The 25,061-nt window shown below is 67.9% G+C and carries 16 protein-coding genes; 9 read left to right on the forward strand and 7 right to left on the reverse strand.

The window, feature by feature from the left end:
- Positions 1-268: 268 nt before the first annotated feature.
- Positions 269-1,366, reverse strand: coding sequence for a MerR family transcriptional regulator (locus AB1L88_RS14695; RefSeq protein WP_367097426.1), 1,098 nt, complete (start codon positions 1,364-1,366; stop codon positions 269-271).
- Positions 1,367-1,909: 543 nt separating this feature from the next.
- Between AB1L88_RS14695 and AB1L88_RS14700 the strand changes: the two genes are divergently transcribed.
- A complete protein-coding gene (locus AB1L88_RS14700; protein ID WP_367097427.1) occupies positions 1,910-3,415 on the forward strand; it encodes a matrixin family metalloprotease in 1,506 nt (501 codons plus the stop codon).
- A 309-nt stretch (positions 3,416-3,724) separates the two neighbouring features.
- A complete protein-coding gene (locus AB1L88_RS14705) occupies positions 3,725-6,646 on the forward strand; it encodes a hypothetical protein (RefSeq protein WP_367097428.1) in 2,922 nt (973 codons plus the stop codon).
- A gap of 659 nt (positions 6,647-7,305) precedes the next feature.
- On the opposite strand, the gene pyrE is transcribed toward AB1L88_RS14705, so the two are convergent.
- On the reverse strand, positions 7,306-7,881 hold the full coding sequence (gene pyrE / locus AB1L88_RS14710; protein WP_367097429.1) for an orotate phosphoribosyltransferase: 576 nt from the start codon (positions 7,879-7,881) through the stop codon (positions 7,306-7,308).
- Between the two features lie 503 nt (positions 7,882-8,384).
- On the opposite strand from pyrE, the gene AB1L88_RS14715 reads away from it, so the two are divergent.
- The 7 genes from AB1L88_RS14715 (at position 8,385) to AB1L88_RS14745 (ending at position 17,513) form a co-directional block, all read left to right on the forward strand.
- Positions 8,385-9,308 (forward strand): B12-binding domain-containing protein, encoded by a 924-nt coding sequence (locus AB1L88_RS14715; protein WP_367097430.1) that lies wholly within the window; start codon positions 8,385-8,387, stop codon positions 9,306-9,308.
- 23 nt (positions 9,309-9,331) lie between these two features.
- Positions 9,332-10,330, forward strand: a complete 999-nt coding sequence (locus AB1L88_RS14720) for a sigma-70 family RNA polymerase sigma factor (protein WP_367097431.1) — start codon at positions 9,332-9,334, stop codon at positions 10,328-10,330.
- Positions 10,331-10,503: 173 nt separating this feature from the next.
- Positions 10,504-11,496 carry a site-specific tyrosine recombinase gene (locus AB1L88_RS14725; RefSeq protein WP_367097432.1) on the forward strand — a complete coding sequence of 331 codons (993 nt, stop codon included), beginning with the start codon at positions 10,504-10,506 and terminating at the stop codon, positions 11,494-11,496.
- A gap of 126 nt (positions 11,497-11,622) precedes the next feature.
- Positions 11,623-12,435, forward strand: coding sequence for an ABC-2 family transporter protein (locus tag AB1L88_RS14730; RefSeq protein WP_367097433.1), 813 nt, complete (start codon positions 11,623-11,625; stop codon positions 12,433-12,435).
- A gap of 37 nt (positions 12,436-12,472) precedes the next feature.
- Complete coding sequence (locus tag AB1L88_RS14735; RefSeq protein WP_367097434.1) at positions 12,473-13,549, forward strand: AI-2E family transporter; 1,077 nt, start codon at positions 12,473-12,475, stop codon at positions 13,547-13,549.
- A gap of 26 nt (positions 13,550-13,575) precedes the next feature.
- Positions 13,576-15,063 carry a 16S rRNA (guanine(527)-N(7))-methyltransferase RsmG gene (gene rsmG, locus AB1L88_RS14740; RefSeq protein ID WP_367097435.1) on the forward strand — a complete coding sequence of 496 codons (1,488 nt, stop codon included), beginning with the start codon at positions 13,576-13,578 and terminating at the stop codon, positions 15,061-15,063.
- 2 nt (positions 15,064-15,065) lie between these two features.
- Entirely contained in the window at positions 15,066-17,513 is a 2,448-nt protein-coding gene (locus AB1L88_RS14745; RefSeq protein ID WP_367097436.1) for a hypothetical protein, read from the forward strand.
- On the opposite strand, the gene AB1L88_RS14750 is transcribed toward AB1L88_RS14745, so the two are convergent.
- The 5 genes from AB1L88_RS14750 to AB1L88_RS14770 form a co-directional block, all read right to left on the reverse strand.
- Positions 17,473-18,780, reverse strand: a complete 1,308-nt coding sequence (locus AB1L88_RS14750; RefSeq protein WP_367097437.1) for a hemolysin family protein — start codon at positions 18,778-18,780, stop codon at positions 17,473-17,475. The two genes, AB1L88_RS14745 and AB1L88_RS14750, sit on opposite strands and share 41 nt — an antisense overlap.
- 98 nt (positions 18,781-18,878) lie before the next feature.
- Positions 18,879-21,107 carry a glutamine amidotransferase gene (locus tag AB1L88_RS14755; RefSeq protein ID WP_367097438.1) on the reverse strand — a complete coding sequence of 743 codons (2,229 nt, stop codon included), beginning with the start codon at positions 21,105-21,107 and terminating at the stop codon, positions 18,879-18,881.
- 76 nt (positions 21,108-21,183) lie between these two features.
- Positions 21,184-23,418, reverse strand: coding sequence for a BatA domain-containing protein (locus tag AB1L88_RS14760; RefSeq protein WP_367097439.1), 2,235 nt, complete (start codon positions 23,416-23,418; stop codon positions 21,184-21,186).
- A gap of 37 nt (positions 23,419-23,455) precedes the next feature.
- Positions 23,456-24,355, reverse strand: a complete 900-nt coding sequence (locus AB1L88_RS14765; protein ID WP_367097440.1) for a DUF58 domain-containing protein — start codon at positions 24,353-24,355, stop codon at positions 23,456-23,458.
- Positions 24,356-24,453: 98 nt separating this feature from the next.
- Positions 24,454-25,035, reverse strand: coding sequence for a Uma2 family endonuclease (locus AB1L88_RS14770; protein ID WP_367097441.1), 582 nt, complete (start codon positions 25,033-25,035; stop codon positions 24,454-24,456).
- Positions 25,036-25,061 lie beyond the last annotated feature (26 nt).

Genomic DNA, 25,061 nt, shown 5'->3' on the forward strand with positions numbered 1-25,061 from the left:
CAGGCCCCGGCCAAGGTCGCCCCGGCCCCGCAGGCTCCGGCCAAGGTCGCCCCGGCCCCGCAGGCCCCGGCCAAGGTCGCCCCGGCCCCCCAGGCCCCGGCCAAGGTGGCTCCGGCCCCGCAGGTGGCCCCGGCCCCGCAAGCTCCGTTCAAGGGCTGAGCACGATCGGCCGATCGGAAACAATGACGTGACGCGACGAAGCCACCCGTGTATGCGGGTGGCTTCGTTCGTTTGGTTGATGAGGATTGATATTGGAAGGGACGGATCGTTAGAGCGGCTGATGGGCGGTTTCATCCTGGCGGAAATCGCCCGACGGGGTGGCTCCCGGGTGAGCATTCGGGTTCGGCGAATCGTCGTGCCAGTCGGGGTACTCCTCGCCCCGGAGGTGATGCGGGGGGAGCACGGAAGGTCCCGAGGTCACCACGTCCCCATCGTGTTCCGCCTGACGACCGTGGCCGACCAGGCCTTCAAGGTATCGGCCGACGTTGGGGATCGCCGGCCCTCGGACGACGCCGAGGCCGCAGCGCCGGGCGAGCCCCTGGTAATTGAGCAGGCTCCGACCGCCCACGAAGATCGGCGCGCCGCGGAGGCTTTCCAGCTCGTCGAAGCGTTTGCGGATATTGCGCGAGAGGCTGAGAGAAACCCCCACGGCGACCGGCTGCCAGCGCTCGATCCCGCGCTGCACCTCGTGAATCGGCAGGTCTGCTCCGAGGAAGAGGGATCGCCAGCCCGCCAGTTCGAGGGCCAGGCTGAGCATCAAGGCGCCGCCTTCGTGGCGGTCTCCCTGCATGACGAAGACGATGACGCGCCCCCGGGGGGCGGCGTTGGCACGCTGAGCGTCGTCGACGAGGGCCGCCAGCTTGCGCAGGAAGAACATGGTGGCCAGGCGTTCCTCGACGAGCGAGCAGTCCTTGCGGAACAGGCGTTCGCCGGCGTCGGTCAGGGCGGGGGTGAGGATGGCGTTGGCGATCTCCTCCGGCGAGAGGCCGCCGGTCAGCCGGCGGTAAATCGCCTCGGCGGAGCGGGCGTCGGCACGCTGGAGGGTGTCGATCAGCTCGGTCATCAGGTGGCCGGTGACCGGAGGGGTCTGGGCCTGCTGATCGACCGGCGACGGCGGGGGGGGATGCCCCGCCCGGGCCTCGGCGATGTGCTGGGCGATCGAGCCGCCGAACTGGCATCGGCGGGCGACCTGACAGATCAGGTCGACCTGCTGGGCGGGATAACGACGATGACCTGACGCGAGCCGTTCGGGTATGGGGAAGCCATAGCGCCGTTCCCAGACCCGGAGCGTGTGACAACTGACGCCACTCAGCTTCGAAACGGCCGCGATCGAGTAATGGGCCTGGGAGAGAGGGTCGGCCTTCACTCGTCTGCGCCTCCCGTTGAGAGGGGCCCTGGATGGGGGGAGGTCCCGCTGCAAGCGTTCCCTGACCATCACAAGGGGTGATTCAACCACCCACAGCCTCAGATTCAGGATGTTGCAGGGTGGGATTCCACAACGAGTTATGATCCGGGAAATCGGGCATCAATTCAAGAACGCCATTGCCTGGATTTCGAGTTTTCCGGGATCGTCGGCCCGGGGGGTGTTGATGCCTGGATCGTTCGCCCGGCAGGCGACGGGGGAGGACTCGGCACGCGTCCGGCCGTCGGGGCGGCCCGATCGTGCGGCGGGGGCCTGAGACGGCCGAGTCCCGAATTGGGGATTGCGGGGGAGATGTTGCCGTGAAGCAACACCGTTCGGCGTCCGAGTTTTTGAAAGCAAGGAATGAACTAGGTTTCTTTCAGAGGCGTGTTGAACAGCTCAAAAACGCCGTCGCGGCGGGCCTGGAAGAGCCGTCGCGGCGGAGGCAGAGACAGAACGGTGCCTAACGCTGCGTCTTGTTCCCACGAGACGAAAGGATGATCCCCGATGTTTGGAAGCAAGATGCAACACCAATCCGTCGAACGTCGGCACGGTTCCGCCGGCCGGAAACCGCAGCTTGAGGGGCTGGAGCAACGCTTACTCTTGTACTCGACCCTCGGGGGGCAGTGGGCCTACGGCAGCCGGATCTCCTACAGCATCCCCGCCGACGGGACGAACGTGGGAGGGGTCCCGAACCAGATGAACCAGTCGATGGCGAGCCGGGGTATCTCGGAAGCCGACTGGAAATTCGCGATCCGACGCGCGGCCGCGCTCTGGCAGTCGGCCGCGAATCTCAACATGGCCGAGGTCCCCGACTCGGGTGCCCCGATGGGGGTCTCGGGGAACCAGCAGAATGACCCTCGGTTCGGCGACATCCGCTTCTATGCCACGCCGATGGCGCCGCAGGCGCTGGGGCAGGCGTTCTTGCCGCCGCCGTTCCACGGGGGGACGCTGGCCGGCGACGTGATCCTGAACAGCACGTCGAGCTGGAACGTCGGCGCGAATTTCGACGTTCAGACCGTCGCGATCCACGAGCTCGGTCACTCGCTCGGCCTCGGGCACTCCGAATTCAGCACGGCGGTCATGTATGGCACGTACAACGGGGTCAAGCAGGGGCTGACCTCGGACGACATCGCCGGCATTCGGTCGCTCTACGGCGTTCGACAGCACGACTGGGTCGACCTGTTCCAGAACAACCAGACCCCCTGGTCGGCGGTGAATATCTCCGGCTTGATGGACGGGAACCGCCGGGTCACGCTGCCGAACCTGGACATCACCTCGAACCAGGACGAGGACTGGTTCTACGTCCAGGCGCCGGGCAATACGAGCGGGGAGATGGTCATCACCATGCAGTCGAGGAACCTCAGCTCGCTGAGCCCTCGATTCATGGTCTACAACTCGGCCATGCAGCTGGTCGCCTGGACGGTCCCGCCGAGTGCCGGCTCGACCTTCGGGGCGACCGTGTCCCTGAAATTCACCGGGGTCCCGGCCGGCACGGGTGTTTACATCAGGGCGATGGGCTGGAATGGGTCGAACAGCGGGGTGAACGGGATCGGGGCCTATGCCTTGCGGGCCGACTTCAGCGGCGGGCCGATCCCCTCGGCCATCGTCGCGCCGCCGAATACGACCGTCCCCGAGCAGCCGAGCCAGGGGGGAGGGTTCATCAATCAGATGATGGCCTCTCCGGGTCAGGCGAGGGTCCCCTGGTCGCAGGTCGTGGCCGCCCCGCCCTCGGCCCTGGTGCAGAACGTCGGGATGCAAGGCCTGGTTCATCGCTGGGATGCGCAGCCGAACCAGGAGGCCTCGTACGGGGAGGTGGAGTTCGTCCAGCCGACTCGCGCGGCGATGGGGGGCTTTGCCACGGCCGCCTTCTCGGGAGCGGCCCCGCTCTGGTTCACCCAGGTGATCGACCACGCGGTGGACCTGGATGACGACGATCGACTGGTGCCGGGCTCGGCGGCCCGGCGATGGCAAGGGAAGATGGACGAGGTCGGCCCGTTCGGCCTCTCCTGACCGGATCGCTCCCGGAGCCGGGAGCGTGCTGCGGGGTCCCCTCCTGATCTCGGCTCCTCTTTCAGGAGGGGACTCCGCACGTTTTTCCCCCCGATGACGGCGCGAAGGTCGGGGGTGTTCCCCGGTCTCGGCGCCCCCGTGGCGGCGAAGGTGGTTCGAAGTGGCTCCATTGATCGGCAAGCGAGCCAAGTCTTTCCCGAATTGCGATCTAAGGTTGGGTGAATGAACCCCGAACGATCGGCTGACGCGTTCTCCGAAATCCTCGCCGAGTGCCGGGAACCTGGTGTCGGGGTACGAAAGGCGTTGAGAATGGCACACCCACGCGACGAGCAACGAGCCAGACGCCCGCCCGGCCGCCCTCGAGTCGAAGGGCTGGAGGTCCGGGTCGTGCTCTCCAGCGATTCCCTGTCGAGCGTCGAGGTGGCTCCCTTCCCGGACCCGACGAGCACGTTCTGGGAGCCGATCGGTGAGGATCTCGGCGGGGCGTTCGGCGGGGAGGAGACGACCTGGGACGAGATCTTGCCCCCCGTGCCGCCGCTCGGCGGCGAGGACCTCGCCGGCGCGATGTTCCCGGGCGGGTCGACGGTGATGACCACGCTGATGGACTGGGAGGATCCCTGGTTCGATGGTTCCGAGCCGAGTCCGAGCGAGGGAGACCCGATCGTCTGGGACCCGGAGCTGCCCGACCCCGGCTCGCCTCCGCCCGTCGTGCTTCCTCCTCCGGGGCAGCCCGCACCGGCGTCGATCGCGATCGAAGGGGTCGATACCGGGGGTGAGGACGCGCCGACGGCGGGGCAGATCAAGGAGCTGGCCGTTCGCTTCAGCGTGCCGCTCTCGAACGAGGCGCTCGCTTCGTCGGACTTCACGCTGGAGCGGACCGGGCGTGACGGGCGTGTGCAGACGATCTTCGGCCCGGGCCGGCCGCCGACGCTGAGGCTCTCCGGAGACGGCTCGGTCCTGCTGCTGATCCCGGATCAGCCGCTCGAGGCGGGCGACTATCGGCTGACGCTCTCCGGCAATGCCCGCTTCGTGGGGCTGGGGGGGGAGATCTATGACGGCGATGGGACGGACGTGATCCTGTCGGAATTCCGGGTCGTCGCGGCGGCCGTCGAGCCGCCGGCCCAGCCGAAACCAAGCCCGGTCGAGCCCCCGGTCACGCCGACCGGCCCGAGGCTGTCGGACGCAACTCCCCTGGGCACGCTCGGGCCGAACCTGGTGGAGGTGGGCGGATCGCTCAACCTGGACGCGGATCCGACCGCCGTGGCGCTGTATCGGTTCGAACTCGGCCCGGATCATTTCTGGAGGCTCGGATTGGAGGTGTCGGCGGGGCGATTGGGGTCGCCCTTGCTGAGCCGGCTCTCGCTGTTCGATGCCGAGGGGCGATTGCTCAGGACCGGGACGCTCGGCATGGCCGATGTGCCGTCCGACCCCTTCCTGTTCGAAGGGCTGGAGCCGGGGACGTATTACGTGGGTCTTTCGGGGGCGGGGAACGACCCGTCGCTCGGCGGTTACGACCCGGTGACGGGGGCCTTGCCGGTCAACCTGTCTGCCCAGCGAGGGGGGGCTTACTCGCTGGCCCTGGTGGCGGACGTGGCCGATGCTCCGACCCGGGTGACTGGCGTGGAGCTGGACCGGGTCGATCCGGCCGATCCGGTGCCGACCGGGTTGACGATCCATTTCGACGGTGTCGTGCGGGTTGGGGCGTCTCACCAATCGGACTCGACCCTGCCGGGTGGCCCGATCGTGCTGGTCGATGCCTCGGGCAAGGTCTGGAAGACGGGGATCGTGGCGACGAACCGGGCGGGGTCGTCGCTGTCGGTCGTCTTCCATGATCGGCTCCCGCGGGGACGGTACGAGATCCGGCTCGCGGAGTCGGGGGGCCTGGTCGATCTGGTCGGCCGCGACCCGGTGGCCGAGGGGCAGGGGGAGGGGGTTCTTGGCCGGTTCGAGGTGACGACCGAACCGACCGGCCGTCGGCCGAACGATCTGGGGGTCTTGTTGCCGACGCGATCGCTCGATCCCGTCGAGCACTCGGTGTCCGTCGTGCCGGGCTCGTCAACCACCGTCCGGTTCGTGGTGGCGTTCGAGGCCAACTATGCGTTGACCCTGGACGACCCGGGCGGTGGATTGACGGTCGAACTGATCGGGCCGACCGGCCGGGTGGACCTCGGGTCTGCCCCCCGGGCGATCAACGGGGTCCATCTCCAGTTGAAGCCGGGCGTCTACCTTGTCCGCCTCGTCAACAAGACGGGGCAGGCGATCGATGGCCGGGTGGACCTCAGGTACATCTGGTCGATCCTCGACTCGGTCCCGCTCAACGGGGTCGGCCAGGGGCCGGCCCTGGGGATGCGGCTGGCGGCTCCGGCTGCCGGGTTGCCGCAGGTGGGGTTCGATCCGCCCACGTCGCAACTCGACCTCGGGATGGGGGAGGTCACGGTCTCGCCCCTCTTCCAGAGCCCCTCGAATGCCCTCGCCGGGGGGGAGGGCGTCTTCTCGCCGACCGCCGCGATGGCAGGGGGCGGGGTTGGGATGCCCGTGGGGCCGATGCTGACCCCGGAGATCGCCCCGATCGGGTTTCCCACGGTCGAACCGCTGCGGATCGTCGCGATCGACCCGGATCTGGGCGGAGCCTTGACCGCGACCGCCTCGCTGGCGGAAGGGACCGAGCTCGGCCAGATGGTGCCGATCGGAGTCGGTCAGGGGGTGAGCCGGGATCGTCTCGATCCCGGGAGCGGGGGCGGCTCGACGGTCTTGCCGAGATCTCAGGCCGATCCGAGCCCGGGACAGCGGATCGCGACCGACCCGCAGGCGAGCCCGGAGCCGGAACCGCTCCGCCCCGCTTCGTCCGAGGCGATCGACGCCGCGCTGGCGATGATCACCTCGGCGACCCCCTGGGTTCCGAAACCGTTGACCGCGACGCCCGGGGGTGATTCCGGGCTGGAACGCCTGGCGTCGGGACTTCCGACCGAATCGGAGGGAGATGGGGAGCCGGAGCGGACCGAGGTTTCCTTGATCCGGGCCCTGGGAATCGGGCTGGCGGTGGGCTGGACCGCCCGGGTCATCTCGCGTCGGCAGCAGGAGAAGCCGCCGGGTCAGATTCGAGTCATGATGTCCGAGGCGGGCGTGCGCGTGGACGACCCCGATCGCCTGGAATCGGTCGACGAGCTGATCGAGAGGCATCCGGGATCGCCCGCCTCGAGCCGGGGGGCGACGGCCGACCGGAATCGGTAGGCCCGGAACCGGCCGAGGCGGCCGACCTCGACGGCGGCCCCGGCGATCCGCAAGCAATAGGCCGCGCGGCGGGCGATCCAGTCGGGTCGGCCCGTCAGCGCGGCCAGTTCGCGGCTGGAGAACGGGTCGGGGAGGCCGGGGGGGAGCAAGGCGAGCAGGTCGTCGGGGGCCCGGACAGCGGTCTCGGAGAGGATCCGACGCAACCGGCGATCCAGGATCACGGTCGACCGGCCGCGCGACCCGCAGCGACGGAGTTCATCGATCTCGACGGCCGTGATCGTGATGTCCAGGTTCGGATGGGGAATCAGGCCGGCCAGGCCGACCAGGTGCTCGAAGGCGTCGAACGGGAGGCCGCGCTTCGGGCTGAATCGGGCCGAGATGTCCGGGCCGTCGCGATGCGATCGGCGGACGATCCGACGGGCGACGACGACCGGGAGGACGACCCGGACCCGGGAGCCGTCGAGCCATCGGCCGAGCTTCGGCCGCAAGGAGGCCGTCGGCCCGCACTGGACCTCGACCAGCCGCCCGTCTCCGGTGAGGGCATCGGCCCGGTCTCGCCCCACGGCGACCTCGACCCGGCCGCCGGGCCCGCCGGCATAATGCTGCTTCAGGGTGCGATGGAGGCTCGATTCCACTCGACTTCGCCCGTCACTCGACTCTCACTGCGCCGGTTGGAGCGGCTCGACGCCGAGATCCCGGATCGTCAGCAACGCTCGGAATTCGACGCCGGCCCGGGCGAAGGCGTCGGCGGCCCCTTCCAGGCGGTCGAGCATGACGAGGACCCGGGCCACGGAACAGCCCATCGCCCGGACCGCCTCGACGGCCTTCAGGGAGGAGCCGCCGGTGGTCGCCACGTCGTCGAGGATGGCGACCGTCGACCCCGGTTCGAGGGGGCCCTCGACGAGGTTGCCGGTGCCGTGCCCCTTGGCCTCTTTCCGGACCAGGAAGCCCTTGAGCTGGGGTATCGAGCCCATGCCCGCCGCGGCCAGGGTGGCACCGACGATCGGATCGGCCCCCATCGTCAGGCCACCCACGGCCTCGACCTCCGGGATCTCGGCGAGCAAGGCCAGCATCCCCGCGCCGACGATCGCCGCCCCCTCGGCAGAGAGTGAAACCCGCCTGCCGTCGACGTAGTAGTGCGACGACCGGCCGCTGGCCAGGGTGAATTGCCCGAGCTTCAGGGCGTCTCGCTTCAACAAGGCGATCAACCGATCGCGATCCCAACCGCTGGCCATTGCTCCGGCTCTCCGATTGCTCGTCCCGGGAGACGAGACGATCCGTGCCCGATCTTGCCGCGCCCCGGTTGCCACGTCGGCATCCGGAGGCCTGGCGCAAAGCATAACGGCCGCCCGGGTCGGGGACCAGTCCTTCGATTTTCAGTATTTTCTGAAATTTCAGCAGGAGTCGAACATCGGCCTCCTCGCGAACGAAGAGAAGAGCAGGAGGCCACGAGACGCCGATGCGATCTCCGGAAGCTGCCATCCTCATGGGCCGACCCTGGGATGGGCCGAGCGATGGGGACATGGTCGGAGGGAGACCAGCTTGAACGATTTTCGAGCGGTCACGCCGACAGGCCGTCCACGAAAAGCGTTCAAAGCATCCGTGGCTCGGTCGGGACATCGGGGGAATTGTGAGTTTTTCCGAAAAGAGTTCGTCGAGGCCTTGTTTCGGGAGCGGTTTCACCCTAGGATGAAATCGTTCAAAACGTCCAATCGAAACCGCTCATTCGGTTATTGCTGTGGTCGATATCCTCCTCAAAACTCGACAACTGGCTGATCTGCTGGACGTGAGTGTCAGCTCGATCAAGCGCTGGGTCGATCTGGGAGAGTTGCCGGCGAGGCGTACGGTGGGGGGGCATCGTCTGGTGCCGCTCTCCGGAGCCTTGCAGTTCGCCCGGGAGCGGGGCTTGCCGACGGATCGCCTGATCCGGGTGGCGTCCGAGTCTTCCGGCGAGGATGAGCTTCCGGCGACCGGGCCCAGCACCTGGGAGCATTTGGAGACGGCCCTGAAGCGGGGTCGGGCGTCGGTGGCACGCAAACTGCTTTTGCAGGCTTACACGACGCTTGGCGGGTCGGTTGCATTGGCGGACGATTTCGTCAGGCCGGCGATGCAGGCGATCGGCCACGACTGGGAACGGGGGTCCCTGGACGTTTATCAGGAGCATCGCGCATCTCGGATCGTCGAGTCGGCGTTGCTGGAGCTGATCCGGACGCTCCCGGCACCCTCGGAAGAGTCTCCCCTGGCCATCGGTGCGGCTCCGGAAGGGGACCTGTACACCTTGCCCGGCCTCCTGGCCGAGCTCTCGCTGCGAGAGCTGAGATGGGACGTGGTCAATCTCGGCCCGAACCTCCCGCTGGCCTCGCTGGCCAGGGCGATCCGAGTCCAGCAGCCCAGGCTGGTCTGGCTCTCGGTGAGCCACCTGGAGGACGAGGCGGCATTCCTCCACGATTATCAATCCTTTTATGCCTCGGTCTCCAGGACGGAGACCGCGGTGGTCCTGGGTGGGTCGGCACTGACTCCCGCATTGAGGGCTCGCGTGGTCGCCGCCAGTTTCGGCGACCGCATCGCCCACCTGCGCGAGTTCGCCAGGCGGCTGCACTCGACGGACACGGGACCAAACCCTTTTGGATCGATGGAACGCCCGAGTTCGACCCAGCCCTGAGGAGCCCCGAAGGGGGTACAGCCATGCGTTCGGCACGACAGATCGGCGAGACGGATGGTTTTGCGGGCCTCGATGGCGCCGTCACCCGAGTCCTCGCTCCGGCCGAGGAACGTGAATTGCTCCGAGAGCTGGGTGATTGTAAATCGAAACTTGCGAAATCGATGGCGGCGATCCCGGAGTTCGCCCCCCCCGAAGGGGCCCCGGACAACCCCCAGGCGATGGCGCTCTACATCGCGGCGACCTGCACGCAGGACCCCCGGCTCGAGACGCGCCTCGGTGCCGTGTATCAGCGGTATAAGGAACTGCGGTCGAAGCTGGCCCTGGCCAACCTGAGGCTGGTGGCCCACGTGGCGAAGCGGTTCCGCGATCGGGGCGTGTCTTACGGCGACCTGATGCAAGAGGGCTTTTGCGGCCTGCTCGAGGCGATCGACCGCTTCGACCTGAATCACGAGACGAAGCTGGCGACGTATGCGACCTGGTGGATTCGCCAGTCGATGCAGCGGGCGGTGGCGTCGGGGGCCTACCCCGTGAAGCTGAGCCCCAGGCACCTGCGGCAGCTTGCCCAGAATCAGGACGAGGTGGGGGTCCGCCCGGCGGGGGACGAGGATGGGGAGCTGGAGCAGGCCCCGGCCCGACCGTCGGGGGGGCATGGCCCCTCGGCCGAGATGATCCGCCGCATCCATGCCGCGACCCGGCCGACGATCTCGCTCGACGCGACGATCGACACCGACCGGAGCTTCAGTCTCCTGCAGACGATGAGCGATCCCGACTCGGACCGGACCGACGACGTCGATACGGACGAGACGATTACCCTCTTGCTCGAATCGCTCCGGCCTCGCGAGCAGCAGGTCCTGGCGCTCCGTTTCGGCCTGGGAGGCAAGCAACGGCTCTCGCTGAGCCAGGTGGGCAAGGTCCTCCAGGTCTCGAAGGAGCGGGTCCGGCAGATTCAGGACCGGGCCCTCGAGAAGCTTCGGGCGGTTGCCGCCGACCACAACCTGGCCGACGCCTTGCCGGTCGGCTGACCACCGTGAGGGGGAGCCGGGCCGGGGTCCCGAGAATGGGAGGTCACCGTGATGGCCTCCTGTCTCATTCTCGCGGGGTTGGCTTCAAGCGACGGCGCGTTGCAACCGATCGACTCCTACCAAGGGGCTGTGCCTGAGTCGCAGCCGGAGAGGGCAGGAGCGAGCGGTTGGCGATGAACCCTGATCCGCAGGCGAAGCGAAGACGTCCGCCGAACGTGCGATTGTCCCGGGATGCGGACCCGCTCGGGCCGTTCCTGCACTTCCTGATGGCTGAGTGCCGGGTCTCGCCGAACACCCTGGCGGCCTATCGGGCGGACATCTCGAAGTTTTCCCGGTGGCGGGCCGAGCATGCGCCAGGCCCCCTGGAGGCGATCGGGATCGGCACGCTGGCCGGTTATGTCGATTACCTGGGGCTGCTGGATCTGGCCCCTTCGAGCATCTGTCGGCACCTGGCCAGCCTCTCGACCTTTTTCCGATTCCTGGTCGATGAAGGACGGCTCTCGGAGAACGTGGCCAAGCTGCTCGTGGCTCCGAAGCTCTGGGAGCGTTTGCCGACGGTCTTGGGGCCGGCGGCCGTGGAGACATTGCTGACGACCCCGAATGCCGACTCGATCCTGGGGCGCCGAGACCGGGCCGCGCTCGAAACCCTCTACGCGACGGGATGCCGGGCCTCGGAGGTGACCTCACTTCGGCCCGGGGACATCGACTTCCATTCGGGGACGGTCCGTTGCATCGGCAAGGGAGACCGCGAGCGGATGGTGCCGATCGGGTCGCGTGCGCTTGCGGTCCTGGAGACGTACCTTCGGGCCGATCGGCCCCGGCTGGTGTCTCGATGCCCCGAGACGGAGACGGTCTTCGTCGCCCGGTCCGGTCGGCCCCTCTCGCGGACCGGGCTCTGGCGGATCGTGAAGACGCACGCCCTGGCGGCGGGCCTGCCGACCCGGGTCAGCCCCCACACCCTGAGGCATAGCTTCGCCACGCACCTGCTGGCGGGTGGGGCGGATCTGCGCGTGGTTCAGGAAATCCTGGGGCATTCGTCGATCGGGACGACGCAGATCTACACCCGAGTCGAGATCAGCCACCTGCTCGCGGTGCACGCACGCTGCCACCCGAGGGGGAAACCTCGGAAGGCAGGCGAACAGGACGATGGGGCGAGGGCCGGTTGACGGCGGGCGGCAGGCGTTCGGGGCCCCGATCTTCCGATCGCGCGGATTTTCTTCGAGCGGTTCTGGTAGAATCGTGCCGCGTGGTTCTGAGGCCCCTGAGTCTCCCGAGGCCGATCGACCCTAATCATGAGCGGTGCGCTGCGCTATTTTCGCCTGTACGCCCAGCTTGCCCGATACACGCTGGTTCGCGAGCTGTCATTCCGGGGGAACTTCCTGGTGAAGGTGTCGGTGGAGGTGCTCTGGCTGGGCATCTTGCTGGCCTTCTACCGGGTCGTGTTCTCGAAGACGAGCGTGATCGCGGACTGGTCGGAGCCGCAGTATCTGTTCTTCGTCGGCTGCTACTTCGCCATGAACGGGCTGCTGGAGACGCTCTTCCTGGAGAATTGCAACGAGTTCGCCGAGCTGGTGCGCAAGGGGGACCTGGACTTCCTCCTGCTCAGGCCGATTGACGAGCAATTCTTGATCACATGCCGCCGGGTTGACTGGTCGACCGCGCCGAACGTGTTGATGGGCGTGGCGGTGATGGGGCTCTCGCTCGTGAACCTTGATTGGGCCTTCGACCCGATGCGGGTCGCGGTCTTCCTCCTAGTGTTCGGCTGCGGGGTGATGCTGGCGTACAGTTTCATGGTGCTCCTGACGGCCACGGGGGTCTGGCTGGTCAGGAATCAGAGCATGATGGAGCTTTGGTGGCTGTTCAGCAGCCTGACGCGCTATCCTCGCGAGATTTACCTGCGCGTGAGTTGGGCCGAGCCGATCGGCCTGTTCTTCACGTTCATCGTGCCCTTCCTGCTGGTGGTCAACGTGCCGGCCGAGTCGATGGTGAAGATGCTTGACTGGCGGCTGGTCGGCTTTACGCTGTTGGCCACGGCGGTGAGCTTGTGGGTCAGTCGCTGGTTCTTCCGTCGTGCCTTGCGATCGTATCGGAGTGCGAGTAGCTGAGACGGGTCGATCCGACGTCATCCCCGGGGTGAGACCGATGAGTGATCGCCTGGCCTGGTCGAGGTCGACGGGCTTCCTGATCAATCTGGCCGCGTTCATCCTGATCATCGCGGGCATTCGAGCCGCGTCCGACCTGATCGTGCCGTTCTTGCTCGCCCTCTTTTTGGCCGTGATCATTTCGCCCAAGATCGATCAGATCGCCCGGTGGGGGATGCCCCGGTGGGCGGCCGTGGGATTGGTCACGCTGATCATCAGCGTGATCCTCGTGCTCGGGTTGGCGTATGTCGGCGTCTCGCTCAACGAGCTGCTCTGGAGATTGCCGCAAATCCAGAGGCAGCTGTATGGCCTGCGGGAAGACGTGTTCGACAAGCTCGACTCGATGGGCCTGCCCGTCCCTCCGGAGCGGAGCGAGGGGGCGATCTTCGACCCGGCCTACGGGGTCCGGATGCTGGGGGGATTGCTGGCGGGCATGAGTAATCTCTTGAGCAATGGCTTGTTGATTCTCATCACGGTGGCGTTTATCCTGCTGGAGTCGGGGGCGTTTCCCGCGAAGCTGCGGGCGATCGTGGGGACGGAGAGCCCGGCGATCAGCCGGACCGTGAAAATCCTGGCCGACCAGCGGCGCTACATGGTGATCAAGTCCTGGATCAGCCTGGCCACCGGGATCCCGGTGGCGATCGGCCTGGCATTGATGGGGGTGGATTACCCGGTGCTCTGGGGGGTGCTGGCGTTCCTGCTCAACTTCATCCCGAACATCGGCTCGCTGATTGCCGCCATCCCGCCGGTGATGCTCGCCCTGGTCCAGAATGGGTTTCCGGTGGCGATGGGGGTGGTGCTGCTCTTCTTGGCGGTGAACTTCGTCATCGGGTATCTGGTCGAGCCGCCGGCGATGGGCAAGGGGCTGGGCATCTCGACCCTGGTGGTCTGGATCTCCTTGATCTTCTGGGGGTGGGTGCTGGGGCCGGTGGGCATGTTCCTGTCGGTCCCGCTGACCATGGCCTTGAAGATCGTGCTGGAGGGGTCGGACGAGACCCGGTGGTTGGCCATCCTGCTCGGCCCGCCCAGCGCGGCGAAGGGCGAGGCGATTGAGGTCGAAGGCGGCACACTGTCCTGATCGGATCGAAGGGGAGATTGACGGTCGTGCCAAGCACTCCGAGCCGGGCCGCGCTGAAGGCGATTCTCGAACGGTGTGGCCTGCCGCTGGGCGAGTCGCAGTATGACGCGCTCTGGGCGTATCATCGCCTGCTGCGCGAGGCGGACGCGGAACTGAACCTGACCCGCATCCGCAACTTCGAGAACATGGTGCTCAAGCATTATGTGGATAGCCTGCTGGTGCTCAGGCATGTCGAGCTGCCGAGCCCGCTGGTCGACATGGGCTCGGGGGCGGGGCTGCCGGGCATCCCCCTGAAGATCGCCAGGCCGGGCGTCCACATGATCCTGGCCGAGCCCCGAGGGGCGAGGGCGGCGTTCCTCCGTCACGTTTGCGAACGGCTGAACCTGGATGGCGCGGAGGTGCACGCGGGCAAGGTCGGCCCGCACTTCACCCGGCCGGTCGAGGGGGTGATTTCGCGGGCCGTGGCGACGATCCCGGAAACCCTGGAGCGGGTGGCCTACTGCCTCCGCCCGGGTGGCCGCATGATCTTCCTCAAGGGGCCCGATTGCGATGACGAGATTGCCGAGGCACGCCGGAGCCTGGGAGCGGCCTACCGCCTGGTCGGCGATCATGCCGACCGGATCCCGGGCACCGAGCATCGTCGGCGGTTCGTGGTGTACGAGCGGCTGGAGGCCCCGGTCGTCTCGGCGACGCTGCCGACGGCGGAGACTCCGCGGGCCCGGGCCTTTTCCGGGGCGGTCAAGGAGGTCTCGAGCGCCTCGAACCCGTCGTTCCGGCTCGCGCGTGACGTGCTGTCCGGCCGAGGCATCCGCAAGCACGGCCGGGCACTCGTCGCGGGACATCGGATCGTCACCGAGATTGTCGATCGGTTCCCCGATCGGATCGAGGCCTGGCTCACCGGCCCCGAGGGTGACCCGCCCCCGCAGGAGATCGGGCCTCGGGTGATCTGGTGGCGGCTCGATCCGGAATTGCTCCGGGAACTCGACGTTTCCGGGACCGGAGCCCCGTTGCTGCTGACGCGGGTGCCGGAGATCCCGGACTGGTCGGCGGAGGGAGATTGGCCCGACGGCTGCTCGCTGTTCGTGCCGTTCCAGGACCCGGAGAACGTGGGGGCAGTGATGCGATCGGCGGCGGCCTTCGGGGTGGCGCGGGTCGTCCTGTTGAAGGAAGCGGCTCACCCGTTCCACCCGAAGGCGGTCAGGGCGGCGGGGCCGGCGGTGTTCCAGGTCCCGCTTGCGTTCGGGCCGTCGATCAACGACCTGGTGAGTGATTCGGTGCCGATCATCCCGCTCGATCTCGACGGGCCGGCCCTCGATGAGGAGCCGTGGCCCGATCGTTTCGGGTTGCTCCCGGGCGTGGAGGGGCCGGGATTGCCGACGCGATGGCGGGGGCATCCCCGTCGTCGACGAATCCCGATCGTGCCGGGGGTCGAGTCGCTCAATGCCGCGACGGCCGCGGCCGTTTCGCTGTTCGCCTGGCGGAGCAAGGCGGGCCGGCTCGCGTCGGACGGATGAAGATGAGGGCGGCCGTTGCACATGCCCGTCGAGGGTTGCGGCAGTCGGGACCGTTGGCTGCGCTGCTGGTCGCCTTGTTGGTGGGGTTCTCGGGCCTGGTGTCGGATCCGGGCGCACTCATTGTCGATGGTGAACGATCCTGGATTGACGAGGGGTATCGACCGGGCAAGCGGCCGATCGGGAATGACCTGACGGGCCTCTTCCTCCCTCGGTTTCTCTGGCAGAGCGAGCACTGGCGGCAGTCGGGCACGATCCCGCGGTGGGACCCTCGGGGCTTCGCCGGTCGGCCCAACGCGGGCAATCCGCAAGCGGGCCTCTGGTATCCGCCGGTCTGGCTTGCCTGGTCGTGGGGCGGGCCGTCGGCGCTGGGCTGGCTGACCGTGCTGCATTTGCTCTGGCTGGGCCTCGGCGGTTTCGCCCTGGCCCGGGTGGTCGGACTCGGTCTGCTGGCGGCGACCGTGACCGGGGTGAGCGTGATGATGAATCCCTACATCATCGCGCAGGTGATCGAGGGGCACTTGCCTCACGTCTGGTCGGTGAGCTGGTACCCCTGGGCCTTGCTCGGTGCGCTTTTGTTGCGAACAGGGCGACGGCCCGGCGGCGTGCTCTTGTCGCTGGGCCTGGGCTGCTCGGTCATGACGGGGCACCCGCAAGAGGGTGTCTATCTCGGCCTCGCGCTCGCGGGCTGGGCGGCGTGGGATGCGTTGACGCTGATCGCGGCGAGACGGCGGCGGGGACGAGAGACGACGCGGCCGACCGGCGAGGGTCGTGACGCGGTTGGGCGGTTGGCGCGATGGGGGGTGGCGTTCCTGCTCGCGCTGGGGCTTTCGGCGGTGGAGTGGGTGCCGGCGCTGCATGCGAGGCCCTGGGCGGCGGGGCCGATGGGAGGGGAAGGGGGGGGAGGTGCGGGCGTGTACCACCTCTGGCCGTCGAACCTGATGCAACTGGTCTCGCCGAGGGCGCTGGGAGGACCCTTCTCCTACTTCGGGCGGGGGAACCTGTGGGAAACGATGGTGTCGTTCGGGTGGGCACCCTTGGTCCTGATGGCGCTGGGCATCGCGGCGTTTCCGGATCGTCGATCGGCCTGGGGTTGGTCCGCGCTGCTGGGCCTGGGCCTCTGGTTCGCTGGGGGACGGTCCCTGGGGTTGGCTGCGGTCGTGGCGGGATTCCCAGGGATGGAGGCCGCCCGGGTGCCGGCCCGATCCCTCTTCCTGGCTGCCACGGCGGCTGCGGTGCTCGCCGGGATGGGGGTGCAGGTGCTCGGGTCGGCCGTGGATCGCCGACGTTCGATGCGATGGGTGAATATGTATGGACGAGTATTGGCGGTTGTCGTTGCCTGTGTGCTGGTGGGGCTCGTGGGCAGTCTCATGGCGGAAGCGGGCGAGGACCGGGCGGGAGGTGCCGCTCGGTCGCGGTGGCTGCTCGCCTGCGAGCAGCTTGCCCGGGACGAGCTGGCCCTTGCCACGATCGCGGCGGTGGGGGCCGTCTTGTGCTGGTCGGTGTCTCGTCGGGGCGATGGAGAGCGCACGGCGATCGTGTTCGCGGGGATCGTGATCCTTGAATTGTCGCTCTCGGCCGTGAAGGTCGTCCCCACCGCCCCGGCGGATCGATTCCTGGGAGGTGATGCGGTCTCGGACGCCTTCGATCGGCATCGCCCTGAGGAACCCTTCCGCGTCCGGGCCAGGGACAGGTTCTATCTCGACCTCCAGGCCTGGCGTGACGACATTGAAAAAACAAACATAAATGACCTGTTCCAGGTTCGTCATGCGGCGGAGGTGATCCGGCCGCTCTATGCGATGGTTCGGGAGTCGGAGGCCGCTCCAGCCGTTCGAGCGCTCGATACGGGGCTGATCCGGGCGGTCATGGACCGTCTGGGCGTCGCCTTCGTGCTGGCCGATCGTCCCCTCCGACTGGGCGTCGGGCCGGTGATCGAGACGGGGAGCAGGGGGATATCGCGATTCGAGTTGATGAGGAATCCGACGGCCTTGCCGAGGGCCCGGATGGTCCCGGGCGTCGAAATTGTCGAACCCGCTCGGGCCTTGCCGCGTCTGGCCGAGGTCGACCCCCGGTCGTGCGTCGTGATGGCGAGCGACCCATTGCGGGGGATCGAAGGCCCCCGGCAACCGTATACACCGGCCGAGTACGAGCAAACGCATCCCGATCGGGTCGTCATCCGCGTGACGACCGAGGCGCCTGGCCTCCTGGTCGTGGCCGACACCTGGATGCCAGGATGGCGAGCGACGGTGAACGGTCGTGCCGTGCCGATCGATCGGGGCGATCACGCGTTTCGGGTCGTGGCGCTGCCGGAGCCGGGGAGGATCGAGGTGGAGATGACGTACCGGGCACCGGGGCTGATGGCCGGGGGAATCATCTCGTCCGGGACGGCGGGGCTGCTGGTCCTGATCGGCGTCACGTCTCTGGGGCGGAGGGCGGTTCTTCCGCGGGACTGACCCGGATCTTGTGGACGCGATTGGCCGAAACATCAACCACGGTGAATCGGTAATTGTTCCATTCGAGCGAGGCGCCGACGGCGGGAATGTGACCGAGCTGGGTGATGACGAACCCGGCGACCGTGTGGTAGTCGCCCGGGGGCAGGTCGCGGTGCATGACGTGGTCGCGGAATGCGTCGGCGGGGAGCATCCCGTCAACGATCCAGGAGCCGTCCGGATGAGGCACGGCCCGCGGTCCGGGAGACTCCCCCGGGCCGGGCAGGTCGCCGACGATGGCTTCGAGCAGGTCGGTCAGGGTCAGCACCCCTTCGACCGAGCCGTATTCATCGAGCACGACCGCGAAGTGATGGCCGGTTTTCTGGAAGGTGTCGAGGATTTTCAGCCCTCGGGTCCCCTCGTAGAGGAAGAGGGGGATGGCGAGGCGACCTTTCAACGAAACAGCATGTTCGGAGAGGCCGAGGGCGAGCAAGTCCTTGACCCGGACGATCCCGAGCACGTCGTCGATCGAGCCGTTGCAGACCGGGAAACTGGAATGCGGGCTGGCGGTGACCTTGCGCCGGATCTCCTCCGGGGAGTCGTCGATGTCGAGCCAGACGACCTCGCTGCGGGGGGTCATGAGCACGCCGGCCCGCCGATCGCCGAGGCGGAGGACGCCGCGGATCATGTCGTGCTCGACCGGCTCGAAGACGCCGTGCTCGATCCCCTGGAGGATCATCTGCTTGACGTCGTCGTCGGTCACGGGAGGCTCGCTGGTCTGCCGGATCCCGATCGCGTAGAGCACCAGGTTGGTCGACCCGCTGAGCAGTCGGACGAGGGGGACCGTGATGCGGGAGAGGAGCCGGAGGGTCGGTGCCGTGAGCCGGGCGATGCGCTCGGGGGCTGCCAGCGCGATGCGCTTGGGGACGAGTTCGCCCAGGATCAACGTGGCGTAGGTGATCCCGACGACCACGATCCCCAGCGCGATCGGCTCGGCCGAGTCGTCGATGGCCGGGAGCGGGCGGAGCGACTCGGCCAGCGGCTTCGCCAGCGTGGCCCCGCCGAAGGCCCCGGCGAGCGTGCCGATCAGGGTGATGCCGATCTGCACGGTGGAGAGGAACCGGTTCGGGTCGTCGGCCAGTTCCAGGGCGGCCCGGGCGCGTCGGTCTCCGGTCTTGGCCAGCGCGTCGAGCCGCCCTTTCCGAGCCGAGACGATCGCCAGTTCCGAAGTCGAAAATGCACCGTTGGCCAGGATCAAGGCGAGCAGGCCCGCCAGTTCGAACCACGGCACGAGGGTTTCTCCGAAAGGGGGGGATCAGGGGCGGGCCATTCGGAGGCCGGCCGCGGGGTGACGCCGTGCGAGCGGGATCGAGGATCAAGGATCGACGATCATACCCATCCCATCCGCTTCCGGACAAACCATTCAACGCCGAGGGTGCCGACGAAGCAGATCAAGAACGGCCAGTTGTCCCAGAGGCGATACTCGACCTGCGTCTCGACCCGGCTGAACGACTCGGGATCGAGGTCATTGAGATAGCGGTCGAGTTGCTCGGGGCGGAGGAACTGGCCGCCGGTCAATTCGGAGAGTTGCTGCAGGAGCGCGATGTTGGCCGCGGGATTCTCCAGCTCCTGGTCGTCTTGGTAGACGAGGAATCGGGAGGTGGCCCGTCCGATCTCGTTCCCGTCGGATCCCCGGGCGATGACCTCGACGCCGTAGATCCCGGGGTCGCCGGAGGCGGCATAGGTGCCCCGGGCGCGGTCCTCCTGGAAGAACAGATCGACCGGCACGGCGGCCTCGCCCCCGGGAGGGCGAACGATCGCCTCGTAGCGGGCGTCGGGGATGGGGCGGTCCTGATCGTCTCGGGCGAGGGCCGACAGCTCGACGGCCCCGCCGATGGGGACGCGACGGCGATCGAGGCGGAGTTCCACGCGCGATTGCCCCTGGTCTTCCTGGTGGGCGAGCCAGAGGATCGCCTGCCGCCAGAACTTGCGGTGGGCGTCCTGGCTGGCTTCCGAGGCGCGATACCAGGGCCAGGTCTCGCCGCCGAAGGCGATGACCCGTCCGCGGCCGTCCTGGGCGACCATCAACGGCTCGCGATCCGGGGTCTGCGCCCAGACGACGGCCGACTGCTTCGGCCGGCCGAGTCGGCTGGCGCCGGGAATCGGCGGGAGCTCTTGCCAGGTGCTCGCCGTCTCGGCCTGACTCGGCCCGAGCTGCAAGACATAGTTGTCGAGCGCCTGGGGGTTGGGGATGACCTGCAGGCCGCCCTCGGGCTCGATCTGGCCGTCTCCCTGCCGCATGATGGTCGGGAGGATCTCGGCCAGGGGGGTCCCCCCCCAGCCGCCGTCGCCGAAACTGTCGCGTCCGCCGAGCATGATGAGTCCGGCCCCGGCCTGGACGGCCCGGGCGAGCAAGCGCTGCTGGTTCGGGGAGAGGAATTCGGCGGGGACGTCGCCGAGGATGTACACGTCGTGAGCGCCTGGCGCGAAGGCCTCGTCGGGGATCGCCGGCTGTCCACCCCGACCGGGCCCGAGGATCACATTCAGGTTCGCCTGGATTTCCCGGGAGGCGTCGAGCGCCCGGGTCACGAATTTGCCCTCCCAGATCGTGCCCGGTCCCTGGAGGTGCAACACGTTCAGCCCGCCGGGCAGGACGCTGACGAAGGTGCTGAACGCGTTGTTCGAGTCGATCAGCTCTCCCTCTCGCGAGGCGACCTGGACGGTCAGCAGCTGCTCGCCCGCGACCTGCGGGGCGAACCGCATGGGAGGGGTCGTCACCACCTCCGAATCGGCGGGCACCTGGATGGTCGTCCGGGCGACCGGCTGCCCGAACCCCTCGGCCCGCAACTCGACCTCCAGCTCCTGGCCGGCGTATCCCCGGACGCGGAGTGCCCCCCGCACCTCCATCTCGTTCTTCACGAAGACGGCCTCGGGGGCCTGCACGCCGGTCACGGCGATGTCCCGGGACCCGGCCCCGGCCGCGGCCGAGCCGAAGCCGACCGCCGTGATCGGCACCCCCTGGGCCCTCAGATTCTGCGCGGCCGTCAAGGGGGCGACCCCGCCATTCGATGCCCCATCGGACATGACCACGACCGAGGCGATCGGTGAACCACTTTCGCGCCGCACGGCTTCCAGCAGCGAGGGGCCGAGGGCGGTCTGCAAGCCGTCCGGCTCGGTCATGTCATCCGAGGGCAGGCCGGGGTGCAGTTCGCGGTCGAAGCGGTAATACTTCACGGCGAGGCCCGAGTCGGCATCGGCCGAGGTGTCGCCCAGTACTTCCTGCGCCCGGTCGAGGGCGCGACGGGCCATCTCCCATCGGCTGCGGTTATTGGCCTCGTCGTTGATCTTCATGCTGGTCGAGCTGTCGACCAGGAAGATCAGCGAGACCTGCTGCTTGACCCGTTGCATGATCAGGACCGAGGGCCTGACGCTCGCCAGCAACGCCATGAGGACCGCGACCATTCGCAGGCCCACGACCAGGTATTTGCGCCGGTCGGTGCTGTCGCGCAGCCGTTTCCGATACGGCCAGAGCGTCAACGCCACCACGGCGGCCGCGGCCAGGACGACCACGGCCCAGTGTCCGATCGGGCTGAGACTCAGGCTGATGCGTTCGCTCATCGCGTCGGTCTACAACGGGGTCGGGGAGTCGAGTCGAGTCGATCGGTCACGGCGTTCGGGGAGGACGACGGCCCGATCACGCGGCGACGCGGGCGGGGGCCGGGCTCGCGGCGGCGGGCTCGCGATGGAATCGGTTGGCCAGGTAGTTTTCCGCGGTCAGCAGCACGAGGATCAGGATCATGAGCCAGGGGAAGATCTCCCGGCCGACCCGGGCGGTCCGCTGCACGCGATCGATGGCGTCGGGCGAGTCGGCCAGGGCGAAGGTCTCGGGGTCGCCGAGCATCGCATTCAGTTCCTCCGCCTCGAGGGGCCGGAAGTTCGCCTCCTCGGGCCGGGGGTTGATGCTGAAGCCGAGTTGCGGCCGCTCGGAGGCCTGGTCATTCCCGCGGGCCGGCAAGACGCTCCACTGGCCGAGCGCCTCGGGCCCCTCGACGATCAGCTCGGAGACGTCTCGGTCGGGGTTGATCCGTTCGTTGAGCTGATCCGTCGGCCCCCGGACGAGGTAGCTCGCCGCCCGGACCGAGGGTTCGAGGGGGAGAATCACGATCTCCCCGGCCTCGTAGTTCAATCGCGATCCCGAGGCACCGGCCAGATACGGGACGGTGCGCTGCATCAAGGCCACGAAGGACCACCCGGCCAGGGGGTTCGGGAACTCGTTCCAGGCGTCGGGGTCGCCGGGGGTCGGCCGGCGGGACAGGGGGGTGGTCCAGAGCAAGACCCGGCCGACCTGCGGCCCGTCGAAGGTCGCCTCGATCAGCGCGGGGGCCCCGTCCTGATAGGTCAGGAGCGGACGGACATACGGGGCCTCGATCGGTCGGAACGCCCGATAGGTGAAGACCGGGATGTTGGCCAGGTCGGCGGCGATTTCCCGGGTATAGGGGAAGAACAAGGGGTGGCTCGGATCGACCATGTCGCCGAAGGCGGTGCCCCCGGCGGGGGAGACGGGGGCTCCCGGCTGGCCCGGGATCACGGCCCGTGCGGCCTCGGAGGTGTATTCCGCCGGCTCGGTGTTCCGGCCGAGGGCGACCACCAGTCCGCCGCCGTTGCGAACGTAGGCTGCCAGTTGGTTCCAGGCCTGGGGCGAAAGGCGGGCGACATTGTTCAAAACGAGACAGGCATAATTCGACAGCTCTCGGGGGATGCGGTCGTCGAACTGATCGGTGCTGAGCGTCTCGACCCGGTTCGGGATGCCGGCGGCCTGGGGGTCGAGGGCGCCGGCGACGAACGTGGCGTCGATGAACCGGGGCTCGTCGTCGGGGTCGGGATCATAAAGGACCAGGACATCGAAGGCGGGGCTGGATTCGAAGGTGACGAAGCGTCGATCGTCGAAGGGGAGGGGGTCGACCCCTTCGAGTCGCACTTCGGCCTGATGCAAGCCCGCGTCGAGGCTGGCCGGGGTGCGGAAGACGACCTCGACCTGACCTTCGGCCGGCAGTTCCACGTCTTGCTGACCGCGCTTCGAGCCATCGAGGATGAGCTCGGCGAGCCGAGTCGTCGACGGGCCGGTGTTGCGGACCGTGGCGACCAGCTCGAAGGGGCGCCGACCGTCGGCCTCCGGCTCCGACGCGGGGCGAGCTTCGAGGCCGATGACCGCCGCGTTGCGGAACTCGTCGGGGGCGAGGCGGATGAGGTAGGTCGCGACCTCCCGGCCGGAGCGTTCCTTGACCCGGTCCCGCCCGGGGATGGTCTGTCCGGGCTCCCACGACGATCGGGCCAGATCGGTCAGGACATACGCTTCGAGGCGGGGCAGGTCGCGTCGGCTCTCGGCCAGGGCCTCGTACGCCCGTTCGAGCGAGAGGTTGAGCGACCGGTTCGCGGCCCGAAGCTCCAGGCCCTCCAGCCGATTCCGGGCCGCCGACGGGGAGACCGCCGCCGGGATGGCCGGCACTCCCGAATCGATCAGGTAGACCTGGCTGGACTCGGGGAGTTTGCGGAGGACCTGGTTGGCGACCTCCTTCGCCTCGTCGAGCCGGGTCCTGCCCTGCTCGACGTAGCCCATCGAGAGGCTCGTGTCGATGACCATGGCCAGCGCGGTCGGCACCTCGCGGTCGCCGAGCGGCACCCGGGCATTGAGCGCCGGCCGGGCCAGGGCCAGGGCCATGAGGGCGACCAGGGCCATCCGGGCGAGCAAGAGGAGCCAATTCTTGACCTTCAGCCGCTTGGTCGATCGCTGGTGCCGTTGCTGGAGCAGGCGGAGGGCCGGAAAGACGACGCGCTTGGGCGTCTGGCGCATGACCAGGTGCAGGATTAAGGGCACGACCGCCAGGGCCGCGCCCGCCGCCAGGCCCGCGTGGATCAGGGAAATGTCCATGAGTCGTCGTCGTCCCGATGCATTGCCTTGCGAGGGGTCAGCCCCGGGCCTGCCGGCTGAGGAGATAGCTCATCAACGCTTTATCAAATGGCATGCCGGTATGGAGCGGCACGTAGTCGATGCGGGCCGCGAGGCACTCCTTCCGGTATCGCTGGCGGAAGGCCGTGAGTTCTTCCAGGTAATCGGCCTTCATCGCGTTGGCATCGACGAGGAGTTTCTGGTGCGTCTCATTGTCTTCCAGCTCGACCATGCCGTCGAACGGGAACGAGTCTTCCGCCTCGTCGAGGACGTGGAAGAGGATGACATCGTGCCCGGAGTAGCGGAGGCGGTACAGGGCCTTGAGGATCGGTTCGGGATCATCGAGCAGGTCGCTGAACAGCATGATCAGACCTTTATGGCGGATCATCCCCGCGAGCTGGTGCATGCTCTTGGCCACGTCGGTCACGTCGGACGGGCGGAGCCGGGCCAGCAAGGAGAGGATGTTCGTCAACTGCGTCCGCTTGCTCTTCGGCGCCAGGCTCTGGCGGATCTTGGTGTCGAAGGCGACCAGGCCGACCGGGTCTTGCTGGTGGACCATCAGGTACGCCAGGGCCGCGGCCAGGCTGATGCAGTATTCGAACTTCGTGAGATCCTGCCGGTAGGTGTAGCCCATCGAGGCGGAGAGGTCCATCGCCAGGTAGCCGGTCAGATTCGTCTCGGCCTCGAACTTCTTGATGTAGAAGCGGTCGGTCTTGGCGAAGACGTTCCAGTCGATGTCGGAGATGTTATCGCCCGCGGTGTACTTGCGGTGCTCCGAGAACTCCACGGAGAAGCCGTGGAAGGGGCTGGCGTGCAGGCCGGCGATGAACCCCTCGACAATGAACCGCGCCCGCAGGTCGAGCCGAGCCACCTGGCGGATGACCTCGGGCTTCAGGTATTGTTCGGCCGTGACGGCCAAGGCTCGTCCTCCCGATCGGGCTAGGGTTTGCGTCGTCCCGCTCGTTATTGTACCGGCAGGAAACGGGATCGGCTCGCGCGACGCGTCAAAAAGTCGCGTCAGAAGACATCGTCGAGCGGGATCGCCAGGCCCGGCAGCAACGGCGACTGATACACTTGCCCGCGACGCAAGGTGCGGCGGCGGTAGGCATGAGGGCCCCTGGTGAAGACCGTCACCGCGCGACTCGACGGGTCGATGACGACGTACTCCCGGATGCCGAGCTGGAAATACTCGCGTCGCTTGGTGACGTAATCCCGTTTCCGAGCAGGGCGGCCGGGGCTGACGACCTCGAACATCAGCTCGGGCACGCGATCGGGGATCGGCGGGACCGGACGGTTGGTCACGAGATAGACGCCGATGTCACCGATCCGGTCGTTGGCGTCATCGACGCGGACCCAGGCCTGGACAGCGAGTTCCTCGACGATCTCAGGGTGCTCGAGCCAGTACCGGCTGAGTCGTTGACGCCAGGGTTTCGAGTCGTCGAGATGGCGTTGGCCTTCGGGCGACACGACGACCAGCCTCCCGGCGTCACGTTCGTAAATCCAGGGTTCGACGAACTCGGCCTCGACGAACTCCTCGGCCGAAACGAATCGGCCGGCATCGTCGGGACCGAGGAGCAGGGAGGTTCGCTGGGTCGCCATGGACGGGACTCCCGACTCGGCGGGGG

Origin of the sequence: Tautonia sp. JC769 (assembly GCF_040717455.1) — a bacterium.
GTDB lineage: Bacteria > Planctomycetota > Planctomycetia > Isosphaerales > Isosphaeraceae > Tautonia.